Here is a 23860-nt window from a genome sequence, read left to right on the forward strand (position 1 = left end):
GATACTTAAATGAATCCTAATCTCCACTAATTAGTTATCTGTACCACGTTCGATTCATTGTAAACCTAACTTCTCTCCAAATGTATCATAGAGATAATATTCTAATATTTGCACACTAAATTTCTCATTACGCCCAAGTGCAAATAATTCCCGATCTTTTGCTACGATAGTATCTAATGGAATCACCACATTATCCACTATTTTTGTAATTTCAATTACATTACTTTCTACGTTTACTTCTGTTTTAAATTCAATATTTTCTAATACTATATGTGAACGTCTTCCTGATGCAAAAAAAGTAAAGTTAGGATTTTTAAAAATTCCAATTTCACTCTCTAACGGATATAAATATTTATAAATTATATCTCTATGTCCATCTTTTATTATTTTTTCATCTTTTTCATCGTCTAAATATTCTTTCACCTTCGCTGCGAACTCAAATCGAAAATCCACTCTTTCACGCTCCCTCTTTTCAGTTTACGCTAATAAATATATCGATATAATTTTACCATATTATAGAATAAGTTCCTATAAAAAGTAAAAAACACTTTTGTAAAACTTTTGGTATTCCCTGTACTTTTTAAATATAAATACTCTTTCAACATTCATTAGTACGTCGTTATATTCATTTAAACATATTGTCCCCATATTTTGAAACAATATTTTCCAGTATTATATATCAATAAAGTGAAACTTTAATCAATGGGGATTTTGTTCATCCCCCATTGATTATTAGTCCACACCAATCGGGCGTTTACGGGCAGCAGGGCTCCCACCTAACTGCTTTGCTCCAATCGAATTTTGAGGCGGGAGTTTACTGCCCGCAAATAGCGGGATAAACTGCTTCTAATTCCTTTCTATCCACAGCTATCGACTCCTTATGCTATTTCAATATATTGTTCACTTTATTTCCCCTTATTCATTAAATCACAGAAGGAATGTAACTCCCCACTATCGAATTTTTACATAACAAATATTATTAGGTGGTGCTTTACTATGAAATTAGCTGTCATTGGTGGCGGTGATTTACAAGATCCAAATCACTTGCATATTAATGAACGACTTATAGAATTAACGAATAAACAATACCCAAAAGTATTATTCATTCCTACAGCTAGTCGTGATGATGAAGGATATATAAAGTTATTTTTAGCAACATTTGAAAAGCAATTACATTGTGAGGTTCAAATTTTACGCATTTCAACCGAAACACCTACTAAATATGAAATAGATGAGATGATTCATTCTGCCGATTTAATTTACCTTGGCGGTGGAAATTACGTTCATATGCTTGAACAATGGAAAGAACATAAACTAGATGAAAAGTTACTATTTGCTTTAAAACGTGGAACACTTATTGCAGGATATAGTGCCGGTGCTATGTGCTGGTTCACATCTAGCATTCGTTCAGATTATGAAGGTTCCGGTTATATAGAAAGTAGTGGCTGGGGTATTGTTAACAAAAGATTTTGCCCCCATTACAATCAATTAATTAGAATGAATGCCTTCCATACGTTTTTACAAACTCACCAAGGTAATATAGAAGGTATTGCATTAGAAGATAATTGCGCTTTATATATTACAGAAGTTTCATTTGAAATTATCGGTGAGCCAGATACAGCTTGGGAGTTTTATATGAATAATGGAGAACTCATTAGACAACATTTTGACATAACTTTAAAAAGTTATTTATAAGTATTTATAAAAAAATGTCCCTAAGTATAATGACTTAGGGACATTTTCATCTTTTAACTCACTAATCGTGTAATTCGTTTCTTCTGCCATGAAAGCTTATAATATGCATACTGTAATATTAAGCTGACGATGAATGCAGCTGGATACCCAATCCATATCCCTTCTATTCCAAGGCTCGTATGGTAAGAAAGATAATACGCCACAGGTACTTCAACAAGCCAAATTGATACAACACTGATTACAGTTGGCCATAGTACAGTACCACTTGCTCGCATTGTCGCACTAATAATTTGTGCATGACCGAAAATTAAGTAGCTCCATAATGTAATCATGATTAGACTATGAGCAATGTCAATTGTATTTTGACTTGTTAAAAATAGTGCTAAAATATCTCTTGAGAACAAGTAAATAAGAGATATTAATACACCACCAATTATATAATTCATAATAATTCCGGCCTTAACAACTTTCTGCAATCGATCAAATTGGTTCGCACCAATTGATTGGGCTGCAAAAATTGATACCGTAATACCGAGGCTAACCGCTGGCATTTGTACATAACTTGCAACTTGGTTCACAACGCCATACGCCGCTGTTGCATCTGAACCGTACCGATTTACAAATGCGATTACCGCGATCTCTGATAATGAAACTAATATCATATTAATACTCGCTGGAATACCGAGGCGTAACAATAATTTTAATAACTCCCAGTCCATACGAAGATATTTTCTTACTGTCCCGTCTAATTGCAGTGGATGATTTTTCTTCTTTAAATACACTAGCATGACAATAAACGTAATAACTGTAGATATAACAGAAGCATAGGCTGCTCCATAAACATCTAATTTCGGAGCTCCTAACCAGCCAAAAATAAGAATTGGTAATAAGATCATATTTAGCGCTGTACTTACGATTAAAAAGTAAAATGGCGTTTTAGAATCTCCTGTACCTCTCATAAATGTTGTGTATGCAAAATATAAAAATAATACTGGCATAGATATAAATAAAATTCTTGCGTAATGCACACTTATTTCAATAATGTTTTCTGGCGTTCCCATAAGGCGCATAATATCCATCGCAAAAATACTACCTATTATCGCCAACACGACTCCGATAATAAAAGTAAACGTAAGCGTCGTACCAACGATAGCTTTTAAGCGCTCCTCATTTTTAGCACCAAATGCCTGACCAATTAAAATTGAACTACCAGAACCAATTCCAATTACAAATGAAACGAGTAGGAAAAATAACGGGAAAAATGCCGATATAGCTGCTAGATCATTTACGCCAAGCCATCTTCCTACTACTACCATTCCAAATAACTGTCCAACTGACTGTAATACATTACTTAAAAGTAACGGTACTAAAAACATGGACATCGATTTCCATATCGGCTTATGTTCCGTTTCTGACTTCTGTGACTCTACACCTTCTTTATTGTTATCTGTAGGTGGTTTCAAATTTCATTTCTCCTTTTATTTAAAATCTGCACAGTTAAATCGGTGCTCAAATAGTTGTAATTACTCCAACCATTTCTATACTGTTTGCTCGTCAAAGTAATTGGCTCTTCCACTCACTATTTTCAAATTCATCATAGAACTTTAACATATTTTTCGTATCTGTAATCCTCTATCTCTTTGTATAGTTGTTTTTATTATGTGCATCTATTCATTTTCTTCTCTTCATTCTTATAACTTCACCCAATATTGGCTTCCATCAGCTGTTCTATCTAAAAAACCATATTCGATTAAATATCTTCTCAAAGTTACAAAATCCGGATATATATTTTCTAAAACTGTATTTACTTCTTTTTCAGTATACTTTTTATTACTATCGAATTTCTTCACTAAATGACGTAATATAATCAATTTACGCTTTTGCTTTTTCGGAAATTTAGAAAGCGGTCCATCCAAACCTTCTGTAAAATGCACTGTTAAAACTTCAGCATTTTCTTCCTCTGTAATATTGTATCTATCATCCACCATCGTAGCTGTTCTATGAATCGGTACAAATTTAGTTTGAACTTTTGATTTTTCTTCTGACAATTCCATTAACGCTAAAAATACTTTCGCTTGCTTCATTTTCTCGCGCAATGTAAATCGATGATTGCGAATCGTCGATGTGCTCCCGCCATCCATTTCTTTTACAATCTCTTTATCGTTAAGTCCCATATGGAAAAACTGAACCATTTTCTTTTGCAAATCAGTTAAGCCTGTAAACTTTTTATCAAGATTTAATAAATATTCAAACATAGATGTATGCTCATTTTGAATATGCAACTGTACAAACTTCTCTGCTTCATACAAAACTTGATTTTCTTGATAAATAACCCCTTTAATAAACGTTTCTCCACAAGCTAAACAAACATACGCCTCTGCTTCCTCGTCAAATACATACCCTTTCTTCAATTCCTCTATCGACGCATCCCAAAACTTCTCTGAAATATCACTCATACTAAACATTCCTCCAAAAGGTTTATTAAAACCATAAACAAATTACGATACCGTTTATTACCACTCCATCATCTTACCATACCAAAAGCAAACAATTCAATATTTCGTTTACCTATTTTACAAACTTTTATAAAAATATCTATTTATACGTTATAAAAAGGACTTATCCCAACAAACAGCGAATGTGTTTTAATAAACCACTTATTATTAGGATGTGAAATAAAATATGGTTACTATGAAAGACCTTGGTTTTCCATAAAATAAATCGCGAAAAACACATATACAATTAGCGAATATGGCCATTGGGAGAAAGTACATTCCTTCTTACTTACGGCCAGTACAAATGCAATGCTTATCGATACTGGACTAGGTATTGATAATATAAAACGTATTACTGACAAACTAACAGACTTACCAATTATAGTAGTCACGGACAATATGATGAAATCTATGTACATGCTTTAGAAGAAGATTGGCTCATTAACAGTATAAAAGGACTTCCTATTTCTCAAATCCGGAAAGACATCGCTCGTGATATCACTTTACCTACCCCTAAAACATTTCAAGGAACACCAACAAAATTACTAGAAGATGGAGATATTATTGATATCGGAAATCGGAAAGTTCAAATTATACATACTCCTGGTCACTCACCGGGACATATTTGTATATATGATTACGAGACTGCGTTTTTATTTACAGGAGATTTACTTTATGAAGGTGCGATTTTTACATTTTATCCATCAACAAACCCTGTAGATTTAGTTCAGTCTCTAAACAAAATTACGGTTCACATCACACCCTTGGCCTTTCGCCTATTATATTGAAAGATGTGAAATATACTGTTCAATATTCAAGTGATAAAAACCTAATTCAACATGGAACCGACATTCACACATTCCAAAACTTCAGCATTCAATTTTAACTACAAAAAAGGTGTTTCCATATGCGAAAGCACCTTTTTACCTTTTATATATTTTATAAACAATATCTACTAAAACTTTACGCGCTTGTACAAATACATGTTTTCGATTTCCATCCTTAACGAATCTATTTGAACAACCACTAATCATCATCATACAACTAATTATGACTATTACTTTAATTCTTTTTCTGCAAGTCATTTTATACAACTCCACTGTTGAAAAACTTCATTTAAATTTATCCCATCAAAAAAGTCTACACGAATAACGAAACATAAAAATATGCAATGTTGCATATTTTTATGTTTTATTACGATATTGTGATTTAATTATTTTAATGATTGGTATAACGAGGTGACTGACTTGAAATTTAAAGCGAAAAAAAATCCATTCCATATCATTTTTCTCTCATTGTTTATCGTTGTTTTCTTCATTTCTCTATTTTTTCAACATGAGAATTCTATTTTTTCACTCTTATGATGCTGTTAAATATCGTGAATCTTTCTTCATTCTATTTCTCTCACTACAACATAACGGAATCTTCTCTCATAATAAAAAACGGTTTCATACGACGTACTGAAATTCCATTTGCAGATATTCGTCACATTAAATACTCTGGCAAAACACTCCGTTCAGAAAAATGGACTAGGCAGCAATTAGAAATTGATTATAATTTATTTGACTCAGTGACAACTTTCATACCACAAGAAGAAGAAAAATTCATTTTACTCTTAAAAGAGAACTGCCCACATATGAAAGTAATGAATACGTCTGCTAACAAATAATATCTTTTGAAGCTTGCAATAGTACAAGTGGAGGAAGCATAAAAATGAATATACAAAAAAAGCCAAGATTCTATACTAAGAACCTTGGCTTCTTCTATTACTCTTTCGGAGCAATCATTTTTTTCGGGTCTACAATTTCATCAAATTGCTCTTCTGTTAGTAGTCCAGATTGCAATGCTGCTTCTTTTAAAGTTAATCCATCTTTATGAGCATGCTTCGCAATTTTCGCGGCATTTTCATACCCGATATGTGGGTTTAGCGCTGTTACAAGCATTAATGAACGATTTACATTTTCATTAATTACTTCTTCATCTGCTTCAATACCAACTGCACATTTATCATTAAATGAAACTGTTGCATCAGCTAATAAGTGAGCAGATTGCAGGAAGTTGTAAGCAATAACCGGTTTGAATACGTTTAGCTCAAAATTACCTTGGCTCGCAGCAAATCCAATTGTTGTGTCATTCCCCATCACTTGTGCTACAACCATTGTTAGCGCTTCGCTTTGCGTTGGATTTACTTTACCTGGCATAATAGAGCTTCCTGGTTCATTAGCTGGAATAATAATTTCCCCAAGACCACTACGTGGACCACTTGCAAGCCAGCGCACATCGTTTGCAATCTTCATTAAATCTGCAGCTAATGCTTTTAATGCTCCGTGTGCAAATACAACTTCATCATGACTCGTTAGCGCATGGAACTTATTTGGTGCAGAGACAAATTGTTTACCTGTAAACAGACTAATTTCTTCTGCTACCATCTCGCCAAATTTAGGGTGTGCATTAATTCCTGTTCCAACCGCTGTACCACCAATTGCTAATTCTTTCATATATGTATTGCTATCTGCAATCATACGCTCTGTTTTTTCAAGCATACGGTGCCAACCGCTAATTTCTTGCCCTAACGTTAAAGGTGTTGCATCTTGTAAATGCGTACGACCGATTTTAATAATATGCTCAAATGCAGTTACTTTTTCTGCTAAGGTTTCTTTTAATTTCGTAATAGCCGGTAATACATGATTTTCTACCGCGATTACACACGCTACATGAAGCGCTGTTGGGAACGTATCGTTTGAACTTTGAGACATGTTCACGTCATCATTCGGATGAATATGTACGTCAGATCCCTTTTCTTTCAAAATTTGATTCCCACGGTTTGCAATTACTTCATTTACATTCATATTCGATTGTGTACCACTACCCGTTTGCCATACGACAAGTGGAAAATGTTCATTCCATTTCCCTGCAATAACTTCATCAGCAGCTTCCACAATTGCTTGCGTCTTCTCTTCTGATAGCTTTCCTAATTTTTGATTGCTAATCGCTGCACTCTTCTTTAAAATCGCAAATGCTTTTACAATTTCAAGTGGCATATGCTCTGTTCCAATTGGAAAGTTTTCCTTACTGCGCTGCGTTTGTGCTGCCCATAATTTATCAGCTGGAACTTTCATTTCTCCTAATGTATCTCTTTCAATTCTGTACTCCATTTTTTCATCCCCTTGAAAATAAAATACCTACATCTTTTATTTTAACAGACTTTCTATCAAATGATAAGAATTCTCATTGATACATATAAAAAAAATTACCTTCCGCCACCGCAGAAGGTAATTTTTTATGATGCTTGTTTTCCTTTATCCGCATCATCTACATACCAAATGAACTTGCCTGTATATCCATAAATAACTGCTAAAATGAGTGATACGAAGCTTAGCCACATAAATGGAACGTACGATAACGTTGATACACCTAAAATACCAGCCATAAAAATACCATTATCAGACCATGGAACCATACCAGAAGTCAAAGTTCCACCTACTTCTGAGTTACGTGCTAATACGCGGCGATCTATTTTTAATTTATCATAGCTTTCTTCCATAATTTTTGGCGTTAAAATAAGTGATACGTACATCGCACAACCAAATATGTTTGCTAAAAACGCAACGATTAATGTAGACAATGTTACATTCCCTGCAGAATTTAATTTTTTCTCAAATTTCGATACAATTACCTTTAGAACACCTAGCTTTTCAAGTAATCCACCAAAACCTAAGCCGAAAATAATAACAGCTACTGAACCAAGCATACCATTAATTCCACCACGGTTTAATAACTTATCGACAAACTCGACACCAGATTGAATTGAGAATCCGTTATATGCTGTTCCAATTGCCTCTCCAAAGTGCATTCCTTGGAAAAGAGTTGCCCAAATTGCACCAATTAAAGCTCCCATAGCAATTGTTGGCATAGATGGTTTCTTCATCGCCAATAGCACAATAACAATTACCGCTGGAACAAGCATCCATATTTTAATATCAAAGTGCTTTAATAAAGATTCTTTTAAAAACTCTACTCTATTTAAATCTACATTATCCCCACCATACATCCATCCAGCAACAGTAAACATAATGCCGGTAATAATATAAGCTGGAACGTCTAATACGAGCATAGCTCGAACGTGAGCAATAACATCTACTTTCGCCATAGAAGCTGCAAGAACTGTGCTATCAGAAAGTGGTGATAATTTGTCTCCGAAATAGGCTCCTGAAAGGACTGCACCCGCAACAAGCGGAAGTGGTAATCCAAGCCCTTCACCTATCGCCATCATAGCAATACCTGCTGTTCCAACTGTTCCCCATGATGTTCCTGTCGCGATAGAAGTGATTGAACAAATAATTAAAGTTGCCAATAAGAATATGCTAGGGTGAATGAATTCTAATCCATAATAAATTAATGTAGGTACAACCCCACCAGCAATCCACGTTCCAATTAAAGCTCCAACTGCAACTAAAATAAGAATTGCTTCTAATCCATTAGAAATCCCTTTCGTAATTGCATCTTGCAATTCTTGATAACGAAATCCTAATCTTAATCCAAGCGCAATAACTAAAAACCATGAAATAAATAGCGCTAATTGAATTGGGAGATCAAAAATCGTTTGGAAGGAAAAGACGACAGCAAGAAATAGGCATAAAAGAATAATAATTTCTGGCATCGATGGTAATCTTACACTTTTCATTTTCTTCTCTCCTTACAAGTCGATAACATGATATATGTTGTCTTACGTGTATACTGTATACAATCAGTGTAGACAAAACAAAATTTTCATATTATTTCGATTTATTTTTTCAGTATAATATATACACAACCCTTTCTATTGTAAAAGTTGATGGCGCTTTTCGCAATGGAAAATAAAAAAATATTGTATTTTTATTTATTCTTAGAAAGAACTACCTAATAATAACTTTTTTAATATTTACCACAACAAAACTTTTTACTACTGTCTTCAGCCCATATGTAGTACTATATTTCCTCATAACAAAAAGAGCACACATCATTTAACCGATGTATGCCCCTCTTTTATTTATACATACTTTGTATTTCATCCTTATTTTTAAGTATCTCCGAAAATTTATCACTACACCCTTTAGGAAACAAAACACCAAGACCATAAGAATGCCAAAATTGAAAATGAGGATGTTGCGCCTTCATTTCATCCCAAAACTTATATACACCAAAATCACCAGTAAATACTGTTATATCATGAAATAAGACGATGCCATTATTCGCAACTTTAGGTAACCACGTTTTATAATCATGAGAAACTGCCTCATAAGTATGATAGCCATCAATATGCAAAATATTTATCGTACCGTCTTCAAATTGGGTTACAGCTTCATCAAAAGTAGTCCGAAGTAAGGTTCCTATATTAGGATATACAACATTGGTTACCTTTTCCACTATTTGAAAAATGCCTTCTCCATAAGGTCCTGTATGCCCATCTCCTTCCCATGTATCTACTGCAAAACATTTAGTCGCTAATCCTCCGTCTTTTACTCCCTGACAAAAACTAAAAAAGGAAGCACCTAAATGTGTGCCTAACTCAACTAAAGTTCCTGGCTTTTCAAATCTTACTAAATCATATGCGAAATCCAAATGCCCATTCCATGCAGACTGCGACCGAATAATATGGCTAAAATTATCAAATTCAAACGATGGTTTATGAGTAACCCAGCTCATCTCATATCTCCTTATACACATATTTTTAACAAACCAAATTACTCTTATCTTTATTTTTTTATCATTGTAATTATGATTCTATTTCATAAAAAGATTAAGGATTAGCCCTTTATTGTAAAATCTTCAAAAATAATAAAAAAAGAAAAATAGCGATGAGAACTATCCCTTAGCCAAGTACCATTACAAGAAATTTTAAACACTAAATTTAACCATACACAAAAAAGAGATCCTCGTTCTTAATAAACAACCTTACTTTTAATTAGAAATTTCAGTTTATTAACACTCCATTCTGTGATATATTGCATATTGTATCCAATATATTTTTTTGAAAGGAGGACTATATATCTTATGGAGCCACATCGATTAAAAGGAATTATTATGGTCATAATAGGCGCTTGTTTATGGGGGTTGTCTGGAACAGCCGCACAACAACTTTTTCAATACGAAAATGTTTCTACCGAATGGTTAGTTACGATCCGTTTGCTTATTTCCGGCATCATCTTACTCCTCATTTCATCATTCGGAAAGAACAAAAAGGAAATATTCGGCATCTGGAAACAAAAATCTGATGCTAATAAAATGATTTTGTTTGGCCTATTAGGTATGCTTGCTGTACAGTATACGTATTTCGCTTCCATCAAAGAAGGAAATGCTGCCGTTGCAACTTTGTTACAATATTTAGCCCCTATATTTATCACTGTATACTTACTTTTCAAATGGAGCGTTCGTCCATCAAAAATTGATTATATTTCCATTACCCTCTCATTAGTAGGGACTTTTCTCCTATTAACAAACGGTTCTGTTCATAACTTAGCTGTATCTACACCTGCTATCATTTGGGGCATTTTATCTGGACTATCTCTTGCATTTTATAGTTTGTATTCAAAAGAATTGTTAGAAAAGTGGTCTTCATCCGTTATCGTTGGATGGGGGATGATCATTGGGGGGATTGGCGTAACGATTTTACACTTTATTTCCACAAACGAATTCATTTTATTATCAACTATGAAATATGTAAAACTAAGTACCCTCCCGCTCATTACATTTGTCGTCATTTTCGGGACACTCATCGCATTTTATTTATACTTAGATAGCATAAGATACCTTACGCCTAAAGAAACAACATTATTTGGCTGTACAGAACCACTCGCAGCTATTATTTCTTCTGTGCTTATTTTGCACGTACCGTTTCAATCTTTTCAGTTATTAGGTGCTTTTTGTGTAATTGTAATGGTGCTCATATTAAGCCAAAAACCGGATAAAGGAAAACCAAAACTAAAGCTTGTTAATACGAAAAAGAAACATATACAATGAAAGGATTGAATTCACTATGCCTGTCCCTCAAAATTATAAAAAACCAGGAAGAGTTTCAGCAAAGTCACTCGTTTTAAATCAACTGCAAGATTGGATTATAGAAGGTGTTTTACGACCTGATGAGAAAATAAATGATGGGGAATTGGCAGAAGCACTAGGAGTAAGCAGAACACCTGTTAGAGAAGCTTTACAAATTTTAGAGCTTTCTGGATTAGTTGAAATGGTACCTGGGCAAAAAACGAAAATCGCGCCTATTAAGTTAGACGACGTATCTATCATCTATGAGACGATAGCTGGTCTTCACTCAATTATAGGAAAGCAAGCACTTCAAAAAGTTACAGACGCTGATATTAAACTACTTTCCGAGATAAATGATGCTTTTCAACAATCTATACATGAAAAAGATTCAAAAAAAGCTTTAGAACTAGATATACGATTTCACAATACAATTACTTCTATTGCTAAAAACCGATATATTGAACCTTTTCTAGAAAATATGCAACTTCACATTTTACGCCTTGAATATTTATTTTTCCAAAACTTCGTGCCTGCAAGTCAATCTATTAAAGAACATCACTCTATAATTCAAGCACTACAAAAACAGGATGAAAAACGAATGGAACAAGTGATGTCTCAAAACTGGCTCCGTCCAATGAAAGAAATACAAAAAATAATTTCTATGAAATAATAAAGCTGGTTACACAAAAGTGTAACCAGCTCCTTCTTTAATAATCTATATGCTATGCCTGAATATTTGCGTAATCTTCAATATGCTCGTACTCTTTTTCCAATTCCTCTAAAGACAGCTCGTATAATTGTCGGTCGCGAATCTTAAACACCCCTGCTCCAATTAACTCATCAATTAAATGTCTCTTACGATTTTCAACAGCAAAACGGAGTTGACTACTCATCTTTTAAAAAACTCCTTTCTACGATCATTGAAAATGATAATCTTTATCAATTACCACTTTTGATTATAAAAGATGATTCTTAATAAGTAAAGTAATCTTATGAAATATTTACCTTACAAAGTATTTGTGGCCACATTATATATATGTATGCCACGCGAAAAATGTTATGACATTTTTTCATACCCTTTTTCTTTCATACTTTGCAAGTTGTCTCATTATGGTTAAATTCACCTTCTATTTCAACTTGAATGGTGACATGTTCTACATGAAATTTCCCCTTTAATACATCCGTTGCTTCTTTCAATACGCTTTGCGTTTCATTACCTTCGATAATAAGATGGCAAGTTAATACTTGAAAATCTGATGTTACAGACCATATATGTAAATCATGAACTTCTTTTACAATAGTAATATTTAATAATGTATTTTTCACCTCTTCAGCATCTATGTGCTGCGGTGCACCTTCCATTAATATATGAACTGTATCACGTGTTACACGCCATCCACTTATAATGACTAAAATAGACACAAGAATACTAGCAACCGCATCTGCAGCAGTCCATCCAAAAAATTTAATAAGTAACGCAGCAATAATCGCTCCAACTGAACCTAATAAATCGCCTAGTACATGTAAGAACGCACTTCTTAAATTTAAATTACCTTTCACATCTCCGCCTCTCATTAATATCCAAGCTGATACAATATTAATAAGCAGACCAAGCACAGCAATAATGAGCATTCCATTACTAGCGATTTCAACTGGTTCCTTAAAACGACGAATTGCTTCAATAAAAATATATACTGAAATGACAATAAGAACGACACCATTACATAATGCCGCTAACATTTCGACTCGCTTATACCCATATGTTTTCGCGGCCGTTGCCGTTTTTTCCCCAAGCTTGAACGCAAGTAAACTTAAAGCTAAGGATACTGCATCACTTAACATATGCCCTGCGTCAGACAATAGTGCTAAGCTATTTGTTACAAATCCGCCAATAACTTCAGCAATCATAAAGCTTGTTGTTAATAAGAAGGCAATTAATAACGCTTTTTTATTTTTTGAATGACCGTGATCATGTGAGTGTCCCATACAAATGCTCCTTTAAGTGCAATATCTGTATGTTAGTATGAAACAAATTCCCTATCTTTATCCCCCATTAACGCCCGATAGTGAATGCTACTAATCCGTAGAAGATGAACAATACCCCACTGATTAAAGTTTCACTTTATCCCGCTTCCTCTGTATACAAAATTCGCTACTTTTCAAACAAGTCCTTTTTCTCAACTAAAAACAAGACTACTTCTTTTTTATTTTCATATTGTTTACTAATGAAAGAATTTTTAAGGGGGTTACAAAATTGAAACGACTATTTCTCTGCATGGAGCGTGAACTTGTTGTAGTAAAAAAACAATATGGTAACTATGAAACCACATATCATTTACAAAATATGCAACCTACCTGTATTGTGGTTGATCCATTCCAAACAAATCGTGTTTATTGCGGCACATTTGGACGAGGTTTATGGCTAAGTGACGATGGCGGGGATTCGTGGAGACCAATTGGAGATTCATATCGTTACTTTGATTTCCCTAAAGAGGATGGTATTTTACATTCTTCGATTACTTCCATTACGATAAGCCCTAATGAACAAGTTAATGGATATGGTGTCGTTTATGTAGGTACAGAACCTAGTGCTTTATTCCGTTCAGAAAATGGTGGTGAAACGTGGACTGAACTTAAAAATATGAAATCATTATTATCTTCCTATACGTGGGCTTTTCCGCCGAGACCTTTTACCCATCACGTACGCTGGATTACAGTTGATCCAAACAATCCAAATACACTCCATGTTTCAATCGAAGCTGGTGCTGTTATTCAAAGTAATGATAAAGGGCATACATGGATTGATAAAAAATTCGGTGCTCCTATCGATGCTCATCAATTACTCATGCACCCTGAAGCCCCAAATCGCCTTTATGCATCATGTGGTGACGGATTTATGGGCGGACCTGATCGTGCATATCTTGAAAGTTATAACAGTGGAAACAGCTGGATCTCATGTAGTGACGGACTTGAGCATCATTATTTATACAGCATGGTTATCGATCCCGCTGATTGCGATACAATTCTCGTTTCTGCCGCACCAAGTGCCGACCTTGCTCATCACCGTATTCCTTATGAATCTTATATTTATCGGAAAACGAAAGATACTCCGTTCCAGCAAGTACAGCAAGGTCTACCATCTGCAATTGGTACAGTCATTTCGATGTTTGCTACAAATCCAGCCGAACCACATACGTTTTACACTTTAAATAACAATGGCGTATTTCAATCCAATGATAGCGGTGAAACGTGGGAACAACTAAACATTCCGTGGAAAGATGAATATAAAACGCAGCATCCACATGCATTGCTCGTTACTTGTTCTTAACGAAAAAAGACTGCCTAATGGTTTTAGGCAGTCTCTCTTTTATTTCTTTAAATCAATTACGATATCATCTAGAACAATATCTTTACTCTTCGCTTCTTTTTTCGGCACTTCAATTTTCTTCTCGATTCCATTAATAAATTCCACTCCACCAAAGTTTTCTGGTGTATGCACTCGTAAGTTCACATGAGGTGTAACGATAAGCTTTGTTGCATTTTCGTTCAACTTTTGGAATGTAGCACTCCAACTACTTTTATGCGGTTCTGCTACTGTACTACTTCCGCCATTTCCTTCACCTGCATATCTATTTCCTAAATCATCTTTTATTTCTAATTCCACATCAGCGCTATCCCATATACTTCGTAATGCCTTAGATTCTTCCTGATTGTAAAAAACGATAAAGGACATCGAGGTTACTTCCATTTTGTCTATATTTACTTTTATTAATTCATTTTCAGTACTTCCTTTAAGTTTCATTTCTTTACTTTCCATAGCATTTAAAGACAGCGCAAAATTCCAATCCCCTTTTATTGATTGTTTTCCATCTATTGTTTCTATTTTGTCTATCTCCCACTTGATATTTGCAACATTCATTTTTTTACCATCAACATCACTTGCTGTACTCATACCCACATACTTTTTATCCCCTATTTTTGTAATTTTAGAGCTACCAGTCATACCATTAAAACTTACAACCTGTAAGGATTCAAGGATGTTTGGATTTTCTCCTAAATCTCTATCACTTTCAATAGAATACGTTATTGTTACAGTTCTCCCGTTAAAAACAGCATCATTGAGTGTAACTTTAACCCCATTACTCTCTTTCGTCATATTCAATTCAGTCGAAAACTCTTTATAATTTTCATGTACCCCTGTTCTACCATTATCTAAAAATCGGAATATATCACCTACAATTGGCAATCCCCCGGCATATGTAGGAAACCCAATACCAAGCGTTGCAACTGATAATCCTACTAAAATAGATGCAGCAGCAACACCTTTTTTCCAACTTTTCATCTTTTTCTTCGTACGTATCGATTGTTTTACATTGCGTTTTACTTTTTCTTTTTCAATTTCAGAAGCCTCAATTTCCTCAAGTTCTTTTTCATCTATATCAATGTCATTTAATAGTTCATAAATGTCTTTCATATTGCACTACCTCCAAAACTAATATTCGTAGCATTTTGTTGTAGTTTCTTTTTTCCACGGTACACACGATTATCGATCGCCGCCCTGGTTAATCCTAATTTGTCACCTATTTCCTCTGTCTTCATACCAAGAAGATATTTCATAATGAACACCTTTTGATCTAACGGTTCTAATTGATTAATAAGCTTCAATAACTCTTCCCTATCTTCCATAACGATTAATTCATCTTCTGCCGATTTTTCTGTACTAATATGAAACTCATCTGAAATAATTTCTACTGTTCTAGTCGCTTTCCTGTAATAATCAATCGCCTTAAACTTTGCAATCGCTGCAATCCATTTTTTAAAATCATTCGGCTCTCCATGAAATTTATTTGCATTATTCCAAATGGAAAGAAATATATCGTTTACACATTCCTCTATGAGTCCATCATTTTGAACCGGAAGAAGAACTTTGTGCGTTATCCCCTTTATGAGCGGTAAGTATGTATCGACAACAAATTCTAGCGCATCTTCCTTCTGCCGCTGTAATCTTTTTATAAAATTTTTCTCATTTGATTTCATGTAGCGATTCCCCTTATTTTTTTGTAAAAGCTTTTACACCCTATATAACGTCTAAAAAAATATTTTCTCTCATCTTTTTTATCTTTTGTATGTAATGGAATACTTTTCCTTAGCCATTGTCTCATATAAATATAAGCTTGAAGAAAATTTTCTCAAGTCTGTAATTCAAATAGTGTAGTACACTATTTATGCAGACACTCTTTAACCTGGTGTACATTTCATTTAATTAATCTACTTTTATAATTTTAAATTAGGAGATGAGATTTGTATGTGTGGAATTACAGGTTGGGTAGATTGGAAGAAAGATCTTTCAAATGAACATGTTATTTTAGAAAAGATGGCGAATAGTATTCAGCATCGCGGTCCTGATGCTGAAGGATTTTGGTTTTCTCCTCGTGCGGCCTTTGCACACCGACGTTTAATTGTTATTGACCCAGAAGGCGGGACGCAGCCGAAGACATTTCGTGCTGGTGATTATACGTATGCTCTTACTTATAATGGAGAAATTTACAATTTTCGTGAGCTGAGAGAACAGCTTCGAAAATGTGGTCATGCATTTGAAACGCATTCAGATACAGAAGTATTACTACATGCTTATTTAGAATGGAAAGAAGACTGCGTACAACATTTAAACGGAATTTTCGCTTTCGCCTTATGGGATGATCAGAAGCAACAACTGTTTTTAGCACGTGATCATTTAGGCGTAAAGCCACTCTTTTATACAGAAAGAAATGACAGTATTATTTTCGGATCTGAAATAAAAGCATTATTAGCTCATCCATCTGTTCCTGCTGAAATTGATGCGGACGGCATAAATGAAATATTTGGATTAGGCTTATTTCGAACTCCAGGATGTGGCGTCTTTAAACATATTCAAGAAGTTCGTGCTGGACATTCTATAACATTCACACGTGATAAAAAAGTAGTTAAGAAGTATTGGAATTTAGAAAGTAAGATCCATACAGACTCTACCCAAGACACATCTTCTCATATTTTATCTATTTTACAAGATACAGTAAAAAGACAATTAATTGCTGATGTTCCCCTCGTTTGTATGTTATCAGGTGGATTAGATTCTAGTGGTATTACTGCACTGGCAGGTAAAGAATTTAGAGAGGAACACAAAACACTTCACACATATTCAATCGATTTTTTAAATAGCGCGAAAGATTTCGAACTGACATTTGCTCGAACTGGTCTAGATGCTCCTTGGGTAAAACGTGTTTCTGAACATGTAGGGACATCGCATCATGACATTATTGTGAATGCTGAAGAGTTAGCCAATCACTTATTCGTTCCCCTTCACGCGAAAGATTTACCGAGTGCTGGCGAAATGGAAACTTCACTTTATTTACTATTTTGCGAAATGAAAAAAGATGCAACCGTAGCTTTATCTGGAGAATCTGCTGATGAAGTATTCGGGGGATATCCTTGGTTTCATCAAGAAGAACTATTATATGTAGATAAGTTTCCGTGGTTAACAAACTGGAAAAACACATCTTCTCTATTATTAAACGACGTAACAACTCAATGTAATCCTGAGCAGTATATTAATAAACGATTCCATGAAGCTGCTCTTGAAGTACCTACTCTTGAAGGTGAAAGTAACAAATCCGCGAAACAGCGTCAAATGTTTTATTTATTTTTAACACGATTCCTTCCGTTCTTACTCGACCGTAAAGACCGTATGAGTATGGCTGTAGGATTTGAAGTTCGTGTACCGTTTTGCGATTATAGACTAGTTGAATATTTATGGAATGTTCCTTTCAATATTAAAAGTATTGATAACATCGAAAAGGGAATTTTACGTAGAGCGCTGAAACCGGCTTTACCTGATGATGTGCGAAATAGAAGAAAAAGCGCTTACCCTACTTCACAGGATCCACACTATTTACAAACAATCCGCAATTTAACGCTTGATATGTGCAGCAATAAAAACAATCCTGTTTTCTCACTCATTAACCATTCCATATTACTTGCAATTGCTGATCAAAGTAACAAAGAGATTACCAATTTTGAAGCAAGAAGTGCTATGGAGTATATGCTACAAGTAAATGAATGGTTAAAAACGTATCATATTCATATTGCTTAACAAAAAAGAGTTCAAGGACAAAAAACCTTGAACTCTCTTTCATTTATTAATTGGCACATTGTCTATTTTCAGTATCGATGGACCATCCAATAATAGTGGCACAATCTCTACCTTTCCACTGAAGTACATTTGTTAATACAGGCTCAATCTGTAAACAAGATCCGTCGTGTAATATTTCTACTAAAGATTGATCATCATCAAACTTTAGTTTATCACACTCTAAAATACCATCCGTTGCCATTACAATGTGATTCTGACCTTTTTCTAATCCCCTTACCCCTGATGTAAAGCACGGTGTATTCGCTGCAAAAACATTTTTTCTTCCTATATACTCATAGTTCTTACGCTTATTTAGCCTACCTTTTCCATTTTTCGTTTGCTCTGAATGGAATAAATACGCGAAGCAATCACCAACTGATAGCCAATATAAGAACTCGCCTTTTCGTAAACAAATTAAACATGCAAGTTCCTCATCATCTTGGTCACATTTCTCGATAAAGAGCTCATCTGTAAATAACGCTAATAAATACATATGTGTATGATGAAAAGCTAAATGGATTGGGTATGAAAATAACTCTTTTAGTTTTTCTTCTCTTTCTGAAATCGCTTCTATTATATAATGTATATTTTTCGTTTTATGATGTGTATCAAAAATCATAACAAATTCAAATTCTAATTTCGGATCCCACCAAGCTAGCACTGCATCTCCTCTTTCATATGCATCACTCTCTTGATTTCCTCCATATACGCCGACTGAAAGAGGACCACATTTTTCAACATGTATTTGATCTACATACATCTTTTCATGACTAATCCATTTAAATGTATTCACAGCTATCATCCTCTCTCTTGCTAAATGTATACCTTTACACATAGATTACCTTATATTTCAATAAAAATAAACTTTTTCAACATTTTTAATGAAAATAAAAGGATTTTACTTCTGAATCAACGAATATATCTTACTATACGATATAAAAATAGGAGGATTTATCATTATGAACGACATTAATCAACATTGGGAAAGTATTTATTATCACTTACGATATGAATATGAAGACAATCTTTCTCACCAAGCTATTCGTATTTTACAAATCGTTTCTCGTGAGAAAGATATAACAATTGGAAAAGTTGCTACTGAGCTTAGTCTCTCTCATAACACAGCATCTGAACACGTAAAGCGCCTTATTCAAAAAGGATTTATTATAAAAGAAAGAAACAAACACGATGAAAGGATTGTAAACCTTACTTTAACGAAAGAAGGCATTGAAGTATTAGAAAAGCATACTTTACTAGATAAAGAAAAGATAAAAATATTAGAATCACAGTTATCAAAAGAAGAACAACAATTAATTGAAAAAGCCTTTTCGTTATTAGCGAAGGAGGCAAAATATGCATTTCCTCGTTAAAGTAATCGTTTCGGCACTTATTATCGGCGTTATTACTGAAGTCGCTAAACATTATAGTACGATAGGCGGCTTTATCGCTGCCCTTCCACTCGTTAGTTTACTAAGCCTATTTTGGATTTCTTTCGAAGGTGGGAGTAAACAAGAATTAAGTCAATTCGCTTTAGGCGTATTATATGGATTTCCTGCATCTGCACTACTATTATTTATTGTTTATATCGGTTTAAAAAACTCCTTTTCACTTAGTACATCTATACTCTTCGGCATATGCGCCTGGTGTATCGTCTTTACTTGCCAAAAAGTATTTCAATCTTAGGGGGAATTACTATTAATAGATCAGTAGAGATATTTGGACAAACTGTAGAAGTATATATGAGAGGTAGCAGTAAACAAACTGTAGTCATTCAAACAGGAATGGGATGCTCATTTTATGATTGGCTTCCTATTATAGAAAAGCTTTCACAAAAATTCACAGTCATTTCATATCATCGCCCAGGTTACGGAAAAAGTGAGCTAGGAACTAATCGACGTACAACAATGCAAGTTGTAAAAGAACTACATATGTTACTACATGAACTAGATATTTATGAGCCAATCATTTTAATCGGTCATTCCTATGGAGGTTTATGCGCACAACATTTTGCAATGTTACATGAAGATAGGCTGCAAGCACTTCTTTTAGTTGATTCTACTTCCATGAACTTACACCGATTAGATGAACTGCATTTACCGGTTTCTGATCAAACTGATTCTGATGATATGTGGCTACAAAAATATCATACCTACTCCAACATGGATGGAGAAGTACTTTATAATGAACTAAAATCTATGCTCGGCAATACAACAAAACAGCATATCAAATTTTCCACATCTCCTTCCTTATATAAAGCGACAGCTGCTGAACTGTCCGAGTGGAAATATTGCGCTCGCTCAATAAAAAAACAACATAAAACATTAGAAATACCATTAATCGTTATCGGTAGAGATCCTCAATATTCTATCGCTCAATTGATTGAGGGCGGTATGCCAAAAGAAGAAGCTACACAACTTGAAGATATGTGGCAAGAACTTATTCTTGAACAATTAAATCTCTCAATAAACAGCCAATACATTTTGGCTGAACATGCTAGTCACGGGATAGAAAACGATCGTCCAGATGCTATCATTGAAGCCATTCACTTATTGTAAATAAAAAAAGGAAGCAACTAAAGCTGCTTCCTTACTTATCTATTCATAGTCTTCTTCATCATCGACTTCTTCATAATACGAACTCCCATTGCTTACATATATAGGACCGTTCGCAACATCAATACGTAGTACCCATGCCCACGGCACAGCTAAACGTTTATGTATTGCTCTCCAAAAGTTCATTGATTTTCTTTCGTACTCCTGGAACTCCTGAAGTAACTCTTTATAGGAGGAACCGTCTAACTGAATATTTGCTTCTAATAAACGAGAATGGGCATAGTACTGTAACTCTAGTTCAGCAGCAATCTCCATTTCTTCTTCCGTTGCCATACCTATAATTGCTCCATCTGCTGGTGCGATTTCATATACGTTGTGAACTTCAATAAGCCCTTCTTTCTCTTTCTCAAACATGTAAACAGCCTCCTTTAACAAATATTTTTTATGTTACAAAGTCATACTTCTACAATACTTTCTCTCTTTCCTCTTTTTTTGATAAACTTTTACAAAATGTTTATCCGATGACCCGTTTTCTCTATTCTTTCAGCAGAAATGAAACGATTATTATCAAAAGTTAATTTGTACACATCGGGCATATGAAGTGTTTTCCAAAACTGAAAATCATATTTCGAATCAAAATAATTCATTAGTAATACCATAATATTCCCATGAGTGCCTATTACAATATTCTTCCCTTTATATTTTCCCAATATATTTTGCATACATAATACAGCACGCCTCTGCGCTACATCATTTGATTCCCCGCCTTCGTATGCAAAAGTCCAGTCTTCCCATACCTTCTGAATAGCATCGTTAAAATCTGTTACTGGCTCTTTACTTAATAACCTTTCCCGTAAATCTTCTTCCAGTTGTATTGATAAATTATATGTATTCGCAATTCCTTGCACGGTTTGAATCGCCCTTTTATACGGACTAGAAATAACGACATCAATATTTTTATCTTTTAATAAATTTGTTACATTCTCAGCATCAAGCTTCCCCTTTTCAGATAACGGCCGTATACTTTCTTCTTTTGTATATGTAGAGTGAGCGTGCCGAACGAAAAATATTGTAGTCATAACATTCAACCCTTTCCCATGAAAATTATTTACATTCAAATCGCAACTACTTATATATAAAACCTTCTTAACTTTATTACTCATTATTTTCATACTTTTTGTTTATAATGTACTATGCTTTTCATTAGGGGGGAATACAGTGTCTTTCAACAAAAAAAATAATAAAGTTCCATTATCAAATTCATTTAACCCCGAGCACATTGGACCTACATTTCCACCTCCTTCCTTATTTCCTTTTCCTACTGGACCTACTGGTAGCACTGGACCTACTGGTAGCACTGGACCTACTGGTAGCACTGGACCTACTGGGACTACTGGTGACACCGGACCTGCTGGCAACACTGGAAATACTGGTTCTACTGGGAGCACTGGATCTACGGGAAATACTGGCGTCACTGGATCTATGGGAAACACTGGACCTACTGGCGTCACTGGGGCTACCGGGAACACTGGGACTGCCGGTGACACTGGACCTGCTGGCGTCACTGGATTTACGGGAAACACTGGACCTACTGGCGTCACTGGACCTACTGGCAACACTGGGACTGCCGGTGACACTGGACCTGCTGGCGTCACTGGACCTACTGGCAACACTGGGACTGCCGGTGACACTGGACCTACTGGCAACACCGGACCTGCTGGCAACACTGGGACTGCCGGTGACACTGGACCTGCTGGCAACACTGGGACTGCTGGCAACACTGGAGCTACTGGCAACACCGGACCTGCTGGCAACACTGGACCTACTGGCAACACTGGAGCTATAGGAAACACTGGGACTGCTGGCAACACTGGAGCTACTGGCAACACCGGACCTGCTGGCAACACTGGACCTACTGGCAACACTGGACCTACCGGGAACACTGGAGCTATTGGCGACACTGGACCTACTGGCAACACTGGGACTGCCGGTGACACTGGACCTACTGGCAACACCGGACCTGCTGGCAACACTGGACCTACTGGCAACACTGGAGCTACCGGAAACACTGGATCTATTGGCGACACTGGACCTACTGGCAACACTGGAGCTATAGGAAACACTGGGATTACCGGGAACACTGGACCTACTGGCAACACTGGGACTGCCGGTGACACTGGATCTACGGGAAACACTGGACCTACCGGGAACACTGGATCTATTGGCGACACTGGACCTACTGGCAACACTGGGCCTACTGGTAACACTGGAGCTACCGGAACATTTGATACAAGTACCGAAGCATATGGTCATATTTATAGTACAACTGCTCAGTCTGTTGGACCTGGTGCTGATATTGAATTTGATTCTAACGGCTCATTAAAAAGTGTTTTTTATACACCTGGTACAGTATCCGCCAATGTAGATCCTACAGTAGGGGGTTCATATTTAGTTATTTTCAAAGTGCTAGTTACATCACCAGATACAGCAACTTATGCTATCACTGTAGGGGGCGTTGCTCAAGCTACTACTTCTTATTCACAATCTACAGATGCAACTGGAAATTTATTATTATCCGGATCTGCCGTCATCAACATTCCTGGTGGAACTCCTGTAACAATACGAAATATTGGTGCTACTACAAACGCTTTACCTGTTATCCCTATTACAGTTACTGGTGCTCCTGCCATTAACGCATCTATTCAATTAATTCGGTTAGATATCGGTTAATTCCTTTGAGTACACTTCTTATAAAACCAACAAAAAGATGCTTTATACAAAGCATCTTTTTGTTTACATAATAAAATTATTTCATTATAATTTCTCCCTGAATTACTCATTTTATCCCTCTTTCCCGCTCCGAACATTTCTGATTTCACACTGTATCGTATGGGAATTTTTTATGCATGTGCCTATTAACAACATAACAAAAA

At 35.3% G+C, this 23860-nt stretch carries 23 protein-coding genes and 2 pseudogenes; 11 read left to right on the forward strand and 14 right to left on the reverse strand.

Features of this window, described 5'->3' with window-relative positions:
- Positions 1-54 precede the first annotated feature (54 nt).
- Entirely contained in the window at positions 55-453 is a 399-nt protein-coding gene (locus JFU20_RS06385) for a DUF3942 family protein (protein WP_002012266.1), read from the reverse strand.
- A 543-nt stretch (positions 454-996) separates the two neighbouring features.
- Between JFU20_RS06385 and JFU20_RS06390 the strand changes: the two genes are divergently transcribed.
- Positions 997-1695: a peptidase E gene (locus JFU20_RS06390; RefSeq protein WP_201038485.1), complete on the forward strand. Its 699-nt coding sequence runs from the start codon at positions 997-999 to the stop codon at positions 1693-1695.
- Positions 1696-1748: 53 nt separating this feature from the next.
- On the opposite strand, the gene JFU20_RS06395 is transcribed toward JFU20_RS06390, so the two are convergent.
- Both JFU20_RS06395 and JFU20_RS06400 read right to left on the reverse strand, forming a co-directional pair.
- On the reverse strand, positions 1749-3158 hold the full coding sequence (locus JFU20_RS06395) for an MATE family efflux transporter (RefSeq protein WP_002086395.1): 1410 nt from the start codon (positions 3156-3158) through the stop codon (positions 1749-1751).
- A 228-nt stretch (positions 3159-3386) separates the two neighbouring features.
- Positions 3387-4151, reverse strand: coding sequence for a DUF2087 domain-containing protein (locus tag JFU20_RS06400; protein ID WP_002166007.1), 765 nt, complete (start codon positions 4149-4151; stop codon positions 3387-3389).
- A 264-nt stretch (positions 4152-4415) separates the two neighbouring features.
- Between JFU20_RS06400 and JFU20_RS06405 the strand changes: the two are divergent.
- Positions 4416-5076, forward strand: a pseudogene (locus JFU20_RS06405) (MBL fold metallo-hydrolase).
- 37 nt (positions 5077-5113) lie between these two features.
- On the opposite strand, the gene JFU20_RS06410 reads toward JFU20_RS06405, so the two are convergent.
- Positions 5114-5275: a hypothetical protein gene (locus JFU20_RS06410; protein ID WP_185949913.1), complete on the reverse strand. Its 162-nt coding sequence runs from the start codon at positions 5273-5275 to the stop codon at positions 5114-5116.
- 162 nt (positions 5276-5437) lie between these two features.
- Between JFU20_RS06410 and JFU20_RS06415 the strand changes: the two are divergent.
- A pseudogene (locus tag JFU20_RS06415) lies at positions 5438-5859 on the forward strand (PH domain-containing protein).
- 97 nt (positions 5860-5956) lie between these two features.
- On the opposite strand, the gene fumC reads toward JFU20_RS06415, so the two are convergent.
- From fumC to JFU20_RS06430, 3 genes are all read right to left on the reverse strand, one after another.
- Positions 5957-7345 (reverse strand): class II fumarate hydratase, encoded by a 1389-nt coding sequence (fumC, locus tag JFU20_RS06420; RefSeq protein WP_002016545.1) that lies wholly within the window; start codon positions 7343-7345, stop codon positions 5957-5959.
- Positions 7346-7470: 125 nt separating this feature from the next.
- Positions 7471-8874 carry a Na+/H+ antiporter NhaC gene (gene nhaC / locus JFU20_RS06425; RefSeq protein WP_002012096.1) on the reverse strand — a complete coding sequence of 468 codons (1404 nt, stop codon included), beginning with the start codon at positions 8872-8874 and terminating at the stop codon, positions 7471-7473.
- A 341-nt stretch (positions 8875-9215) separates the two neighbouring features.
- Entirely contained in the window at positions 9216-9875 is a 660-nt protein-coding gene (locus JFU20_RS06430; RefSeq protein ID WP_002012095.1) for a class I SAM-dependent methyltransferase, read from the reverse strand.
- A gap of 348 nt (positions 9876-10223) precedes the next feature.
- Between JFU20_RS06430 and JFU20_RS06435 the strand changes: the two genes are divergently transcribed.
- Positions 10224-11189, forward strand: a complete 966-nt coding sequence (locus JFU20_RS06435; RefSeq protein ID WP_002012093.1) for a DMT family transporter — start codon at positions 10224-10226, stop codon at positions 11187-11189.
- Positions 11190-11205: 16 nt separating this feature from the next.
- Positions 11206-11877: a GntR family transcriptional regulator gene (locus JFU20_RS06440; RefSeq protein WP_002012092.1), complete on the forward strand. Its 672-nt coding sequence runs from the start codon at positions 11206-11208 to the stop codon at positions 11875-11877.
- Positions 11878-11929: 52 nt separating this feature from the next.
- On the opposite strand, the gene fbpA is transcribed toward JFU20_RS06440, so the two are convergent.
- Both fbpA and JFU20_RS06450 read right to left on the reverse strand, forming a co-directional pair.
- A complete protein-coding gene (gene fbpA, locus JFU20_RS06445; protein WP_002012091.1) occupies positions 11930-12100 on the reverse strand; it encodes a Fur-regulated basic protein FbpA in 171 nt (56 codons plus the stop codon).
- Positions 12101-12293: 193 nt separating this feature from the next.
- Positions 12294-13193, reverse strand: coding sequence for a cation diffusion facilitator family transporter (locus JFU20_RS06450; RefSeq protein WP_002012090.1), 900 nt, complete (start codon positions 13191-13193; stop codon positions 12294-12296).
- Positions 13194-13461: 268 nt separating this feature from the next.
- Between JFU20_RS06450 and JFU20_RS06455 the strand changes: the two genes are divergently transcribed.
- Entirely contained in the window at positions 13462-14535 is a 1074-nt protein-coding gene (locus tag JFU20_RS06455) for a beta propeller repeat protein (RefSeq protein WP_002166009.1), read from the forward strand.
- Positions 14536-14574: 39 nt separating this feature from the next.
- Here the strand turns inward: JFU20_RS06455 and JFU20_RS06460 are convergent, their stop codons facing one another.
- Complete coding sequence (locus JFU20_RS06460; protein WP_201038486.1) at positions 14575-15681, reverse strand: DUF4179 domain-containing protein; 1107 nt, start codon at positions 15679-15681, stop codon at positions 14575-14577.
- Positions 15678-16244, reverse strand: a complete 567-nt coding sequence (locus JFU20_RS06465; protein ID WP_002012086.1) for a sigma-70 family RNA polymerase sigma factor — start codon at positions 16242-16244, stop codon at positions 15678-15680. The genes JFU20_RS06460 and JFU20_RS06465 overlap by 4 nt, the downstream gene beginning before the upstream one ends.
- A 268-nt stretch (positions 16245-16512) precedes the next feature.
- Here JFU20_RS06465 and asnB point away from each other — a divergent pair, with 268 nt between their 5' ends.
- The gene (gene asnB, locus JFU20_RS06470; protein ID WP_002012084.1) at positions 16513-18336 is read left to right on the forward strand and encodes an asparagine synthase (glutamine-hydrolyzing); all 1824 of its coding nucleotides are present in this window, start codon (positions 16513-16515) and stop codon (positions 18334-18336) included.
- A gap of 46 nt (positions 18337-18382) precedes the next feature.
- Here the strand turns inward: asnB and JFU20_RS06475 are convergent, their stop codons facing one another.
- The gene (locus JFU20_RS06475; RefSeq protein WP_002012083.1) at positions 18383-19210 is read right to left on the reverse strand and encodes a PP2C family serine/threonine-protein phosphatase; all 828 of its coding nucleotides are present in this window, start codon (positions 19208-19210) and stop codon (positions 18383-18385) included.
- A gap of 124 nt (positions 19211-19334) precedes the next feature.
- Here JFU20_RS06475 and JFU20_RS06480 point away from each other — a divergent pair, with 124 nt between their 5' ends.
- From JFU20_RS06480 to JFU20_RS06490, 3 genes are read left to right on the forward strand one after another with little or no spacing between them, the layout of a single operon-like run.
- Positions 19335-19745 (forward strand): MarR family winged helix-turn-helix transcriptional regulator, encoded by a 411-nt coding sequence (locus JFU20_RS06480; RefSeq protein WP_201038487.1) that lies wholly within the window; start codon positions 19335-19337, stop codon positions 19743-19745.
- Entirely contained in the window at positions 19729-20058 is a 330-nt protein-coding gene (locus tag JFU20_RS06485; protein WP_002166014.1) for a DUF3147 family protein, read from the forward strand. The genes JFU20_RS06480 and JFU20_RS06485 overlap by 17 nt, the downstream gene beginning before the upstream one ends.
- On the forward strand, positions 20010-20930 hold the full coding sequence (locus tag JFU20_RS06490) for an alpha/beta fold hydrolase (RefSeq protein ID WP_033715724.1): 921 nt from the start codon (positions 20010-20012) through the stop codon (positions 20928-20930). Before JFU20_RS06485 ends, JFU20_RS06490 begins: the two co-directional genes overlap by 49 nt.
- Positions 20931-20969: 39 nt before the next feature.
- Here the strand turns inward: JFU20_RS06490 and JFU20_RS06495 are convergent, their stop codons facing one another.
- Both JFU20_RS06495 and JFU20_RS06500 read right to left on the reverse strand, forming a co-directional pair.
- Positions 20970-21341, reverse strand: coding sequence for a hypothetical protein (locus JFU20_RS06495; protein ID WP_000461762.1), 372 nt, complete (start codon positions 21339-21341; stop codon positions 20970-20972).
- An 89-nt stretch (positions 21342-21430) separates the two neighbouring features.
- Entirely contained in the window at positions 21431-22006 is a 576-nt protein-coding gene (locus tag JFU20_RS06500; RefSeq protein WP_201038488.1) for a histidine phosphatase family protein, read from the reverse strand.
- A gap of 139 nt (positions 22007-22145) precedes the next feature.
- On the opposite strand from JFU20_RS06500, the gene JFU20_RS30400 reads away from it, so the two are divergent.
- Positions 22146-23657, forward strand: a complete 1512-nt coding sequence (locus tag JFU20_RS30400) for an exosporium leader peptide-containing protein (RefSeq protein WP_201038489.1) — start codon at positions 22146-22148, stop codon at positions 23655-23657.
- Positions 23658-23860: the final 203 nt, after the last annotated feature.

Origin of the sequence: Bacillus sp. TH30, from assembly GCF_016650875.1 — a bacterium.
Classification (GTDB): Bacteria; Bacillota; Bacilli; order Bacillales; family Bacillaceae_G; genus Bacillus_A; species Bacillus_A mycoides.

Bases quoted from the DNA above. Each gene is read 5' to 3' on its own strand.
- JFU20_RS06430 (WP_002012095.1), bottom strand. From the start codon at position 9,875: ATGAGCTGGGTTACTCATAAACCATCGTTTGAATTTGATAATTTTAGC.
- fbpA (WP_002012091.1), bottom strand. From the start codon at position 12,100: ATGAGTAGTCAACTCCGTTTTGCTGTTGAAAATCGTAAGAGACATTTA.
- JFU20_RS06400 (WP_002166007.1), bottom strand. From the start codon at position 4,151: ATGAGTGATATTTCAGAGAAGTTTTGGGATGCGTCGATAGAGGAATTG.
- JFU20_RS06475 (WP_002012083.1), bottom strand. From the start codon at position 19,210: ATGTGTAAAGGTATACATTTAGCAAGAGAGAGGATGATAGCTGTGAAT.
- JFU20_RS06490 (WP_033715724.1), top strand. From the start codon at position 20,010: ATGCGCCTGGTGTATCGTCTTTACTTGCCAAAAAGTATTTCAATCTTA.
- JFU20_RS06500 (WP_201038488.1), bottom strand. From the start codon at position 22,006: ATGACTACAATATTTTTCGTTCGGCACGCTCACTCTACATATACAAAA.
- JFU20_RS06465 (WP_002012086.1), bottom strand. From the start codon at position 16,244: ATGAAATCAAATGAGAAAAATTTTATAAAAAGATTACAGCGGCAGAAG.
- JFU20_RS06410 (WP_185949913.1), bottom strand. From the start codon at position 5,275: ATGACTTGCAGAAAAAGAATTAAAGTAATAGTCATAATTAGTTGTATG.
- JFU20_RS06390 (WP_201038485.1), top strand. From the start codon at position 997: ATGAAATTAGCTGTCATTGGTGGCGGTGATTTACAAGATCCAAATCAC.
- JFU20_RS06440 (WP_002012092.1), top strand. From the start codon at position 11,206: ATGCCTGTCCCTCAAAATTATAAAAAACCAGGAAGAGTTTCAGCAAAG.
- nhaC (WP_002012096.1), bottom strand. From the start codon at position 8,874: ATGAAAAGTGTAAGATTACCATCGATGCCAGAAATTATTATTCTTTTA.
- JFU20_RS06485 (WP_002166014.1), top strand. From the start codon at position 19,729: ATGCATTTCCTCGTTAAAGTAATCGTTTCGGCACTTATTATCGGCGTT.
- JFU20_RS06435 (WP_002012093.1), top strand. From the start codon at position 10,224: ATGGAGCCACATCGATTAAAAGGAATTATTATGGTCATAATAGGCGCT.
- fumC (WP_002016545.1), bottom strand. From the start codon at position 7,345: ATGGAGTACAGAATTGAAAGAGATACATTAGGAGAAATGAAAGTTCCA.
- JFU20_RS06480 (WP_201038487.1), top strand. From the start codon at position 19,335: ATGAACGACATTAATCAACATTGGGAAAGTATTTATTATCACTTACGA.
- asnB (WP_002012084.1), top strand. From the start codon at position 16,513: ATGTGTGGAATTACAGGTTGGGTAGATTGGAAGAAAGATCTTTCAAAT.
- JFU20_RS06450 (WP_002012090.1), bottom strand. From the start codon at position 13,193: ATGGGACACTCACATGATCACGGTCATTCAAAAAATAAAAAAGCGTTA.
- JFU20_RS06495 (WP_000461762.1), bottom strand. From the start codon at position 21,341: ATGTTTGAGAAAGAGAAAGAAGGGCTTATTGAAGTTCACAACGTATAT.
- JFU20_RS06460 (WP_201038486.1), bottom strand. From the start codon at position 15,681: ATGAAAGACATTTATGAACTATTAAATGACATTGATATAGATGAAAAA.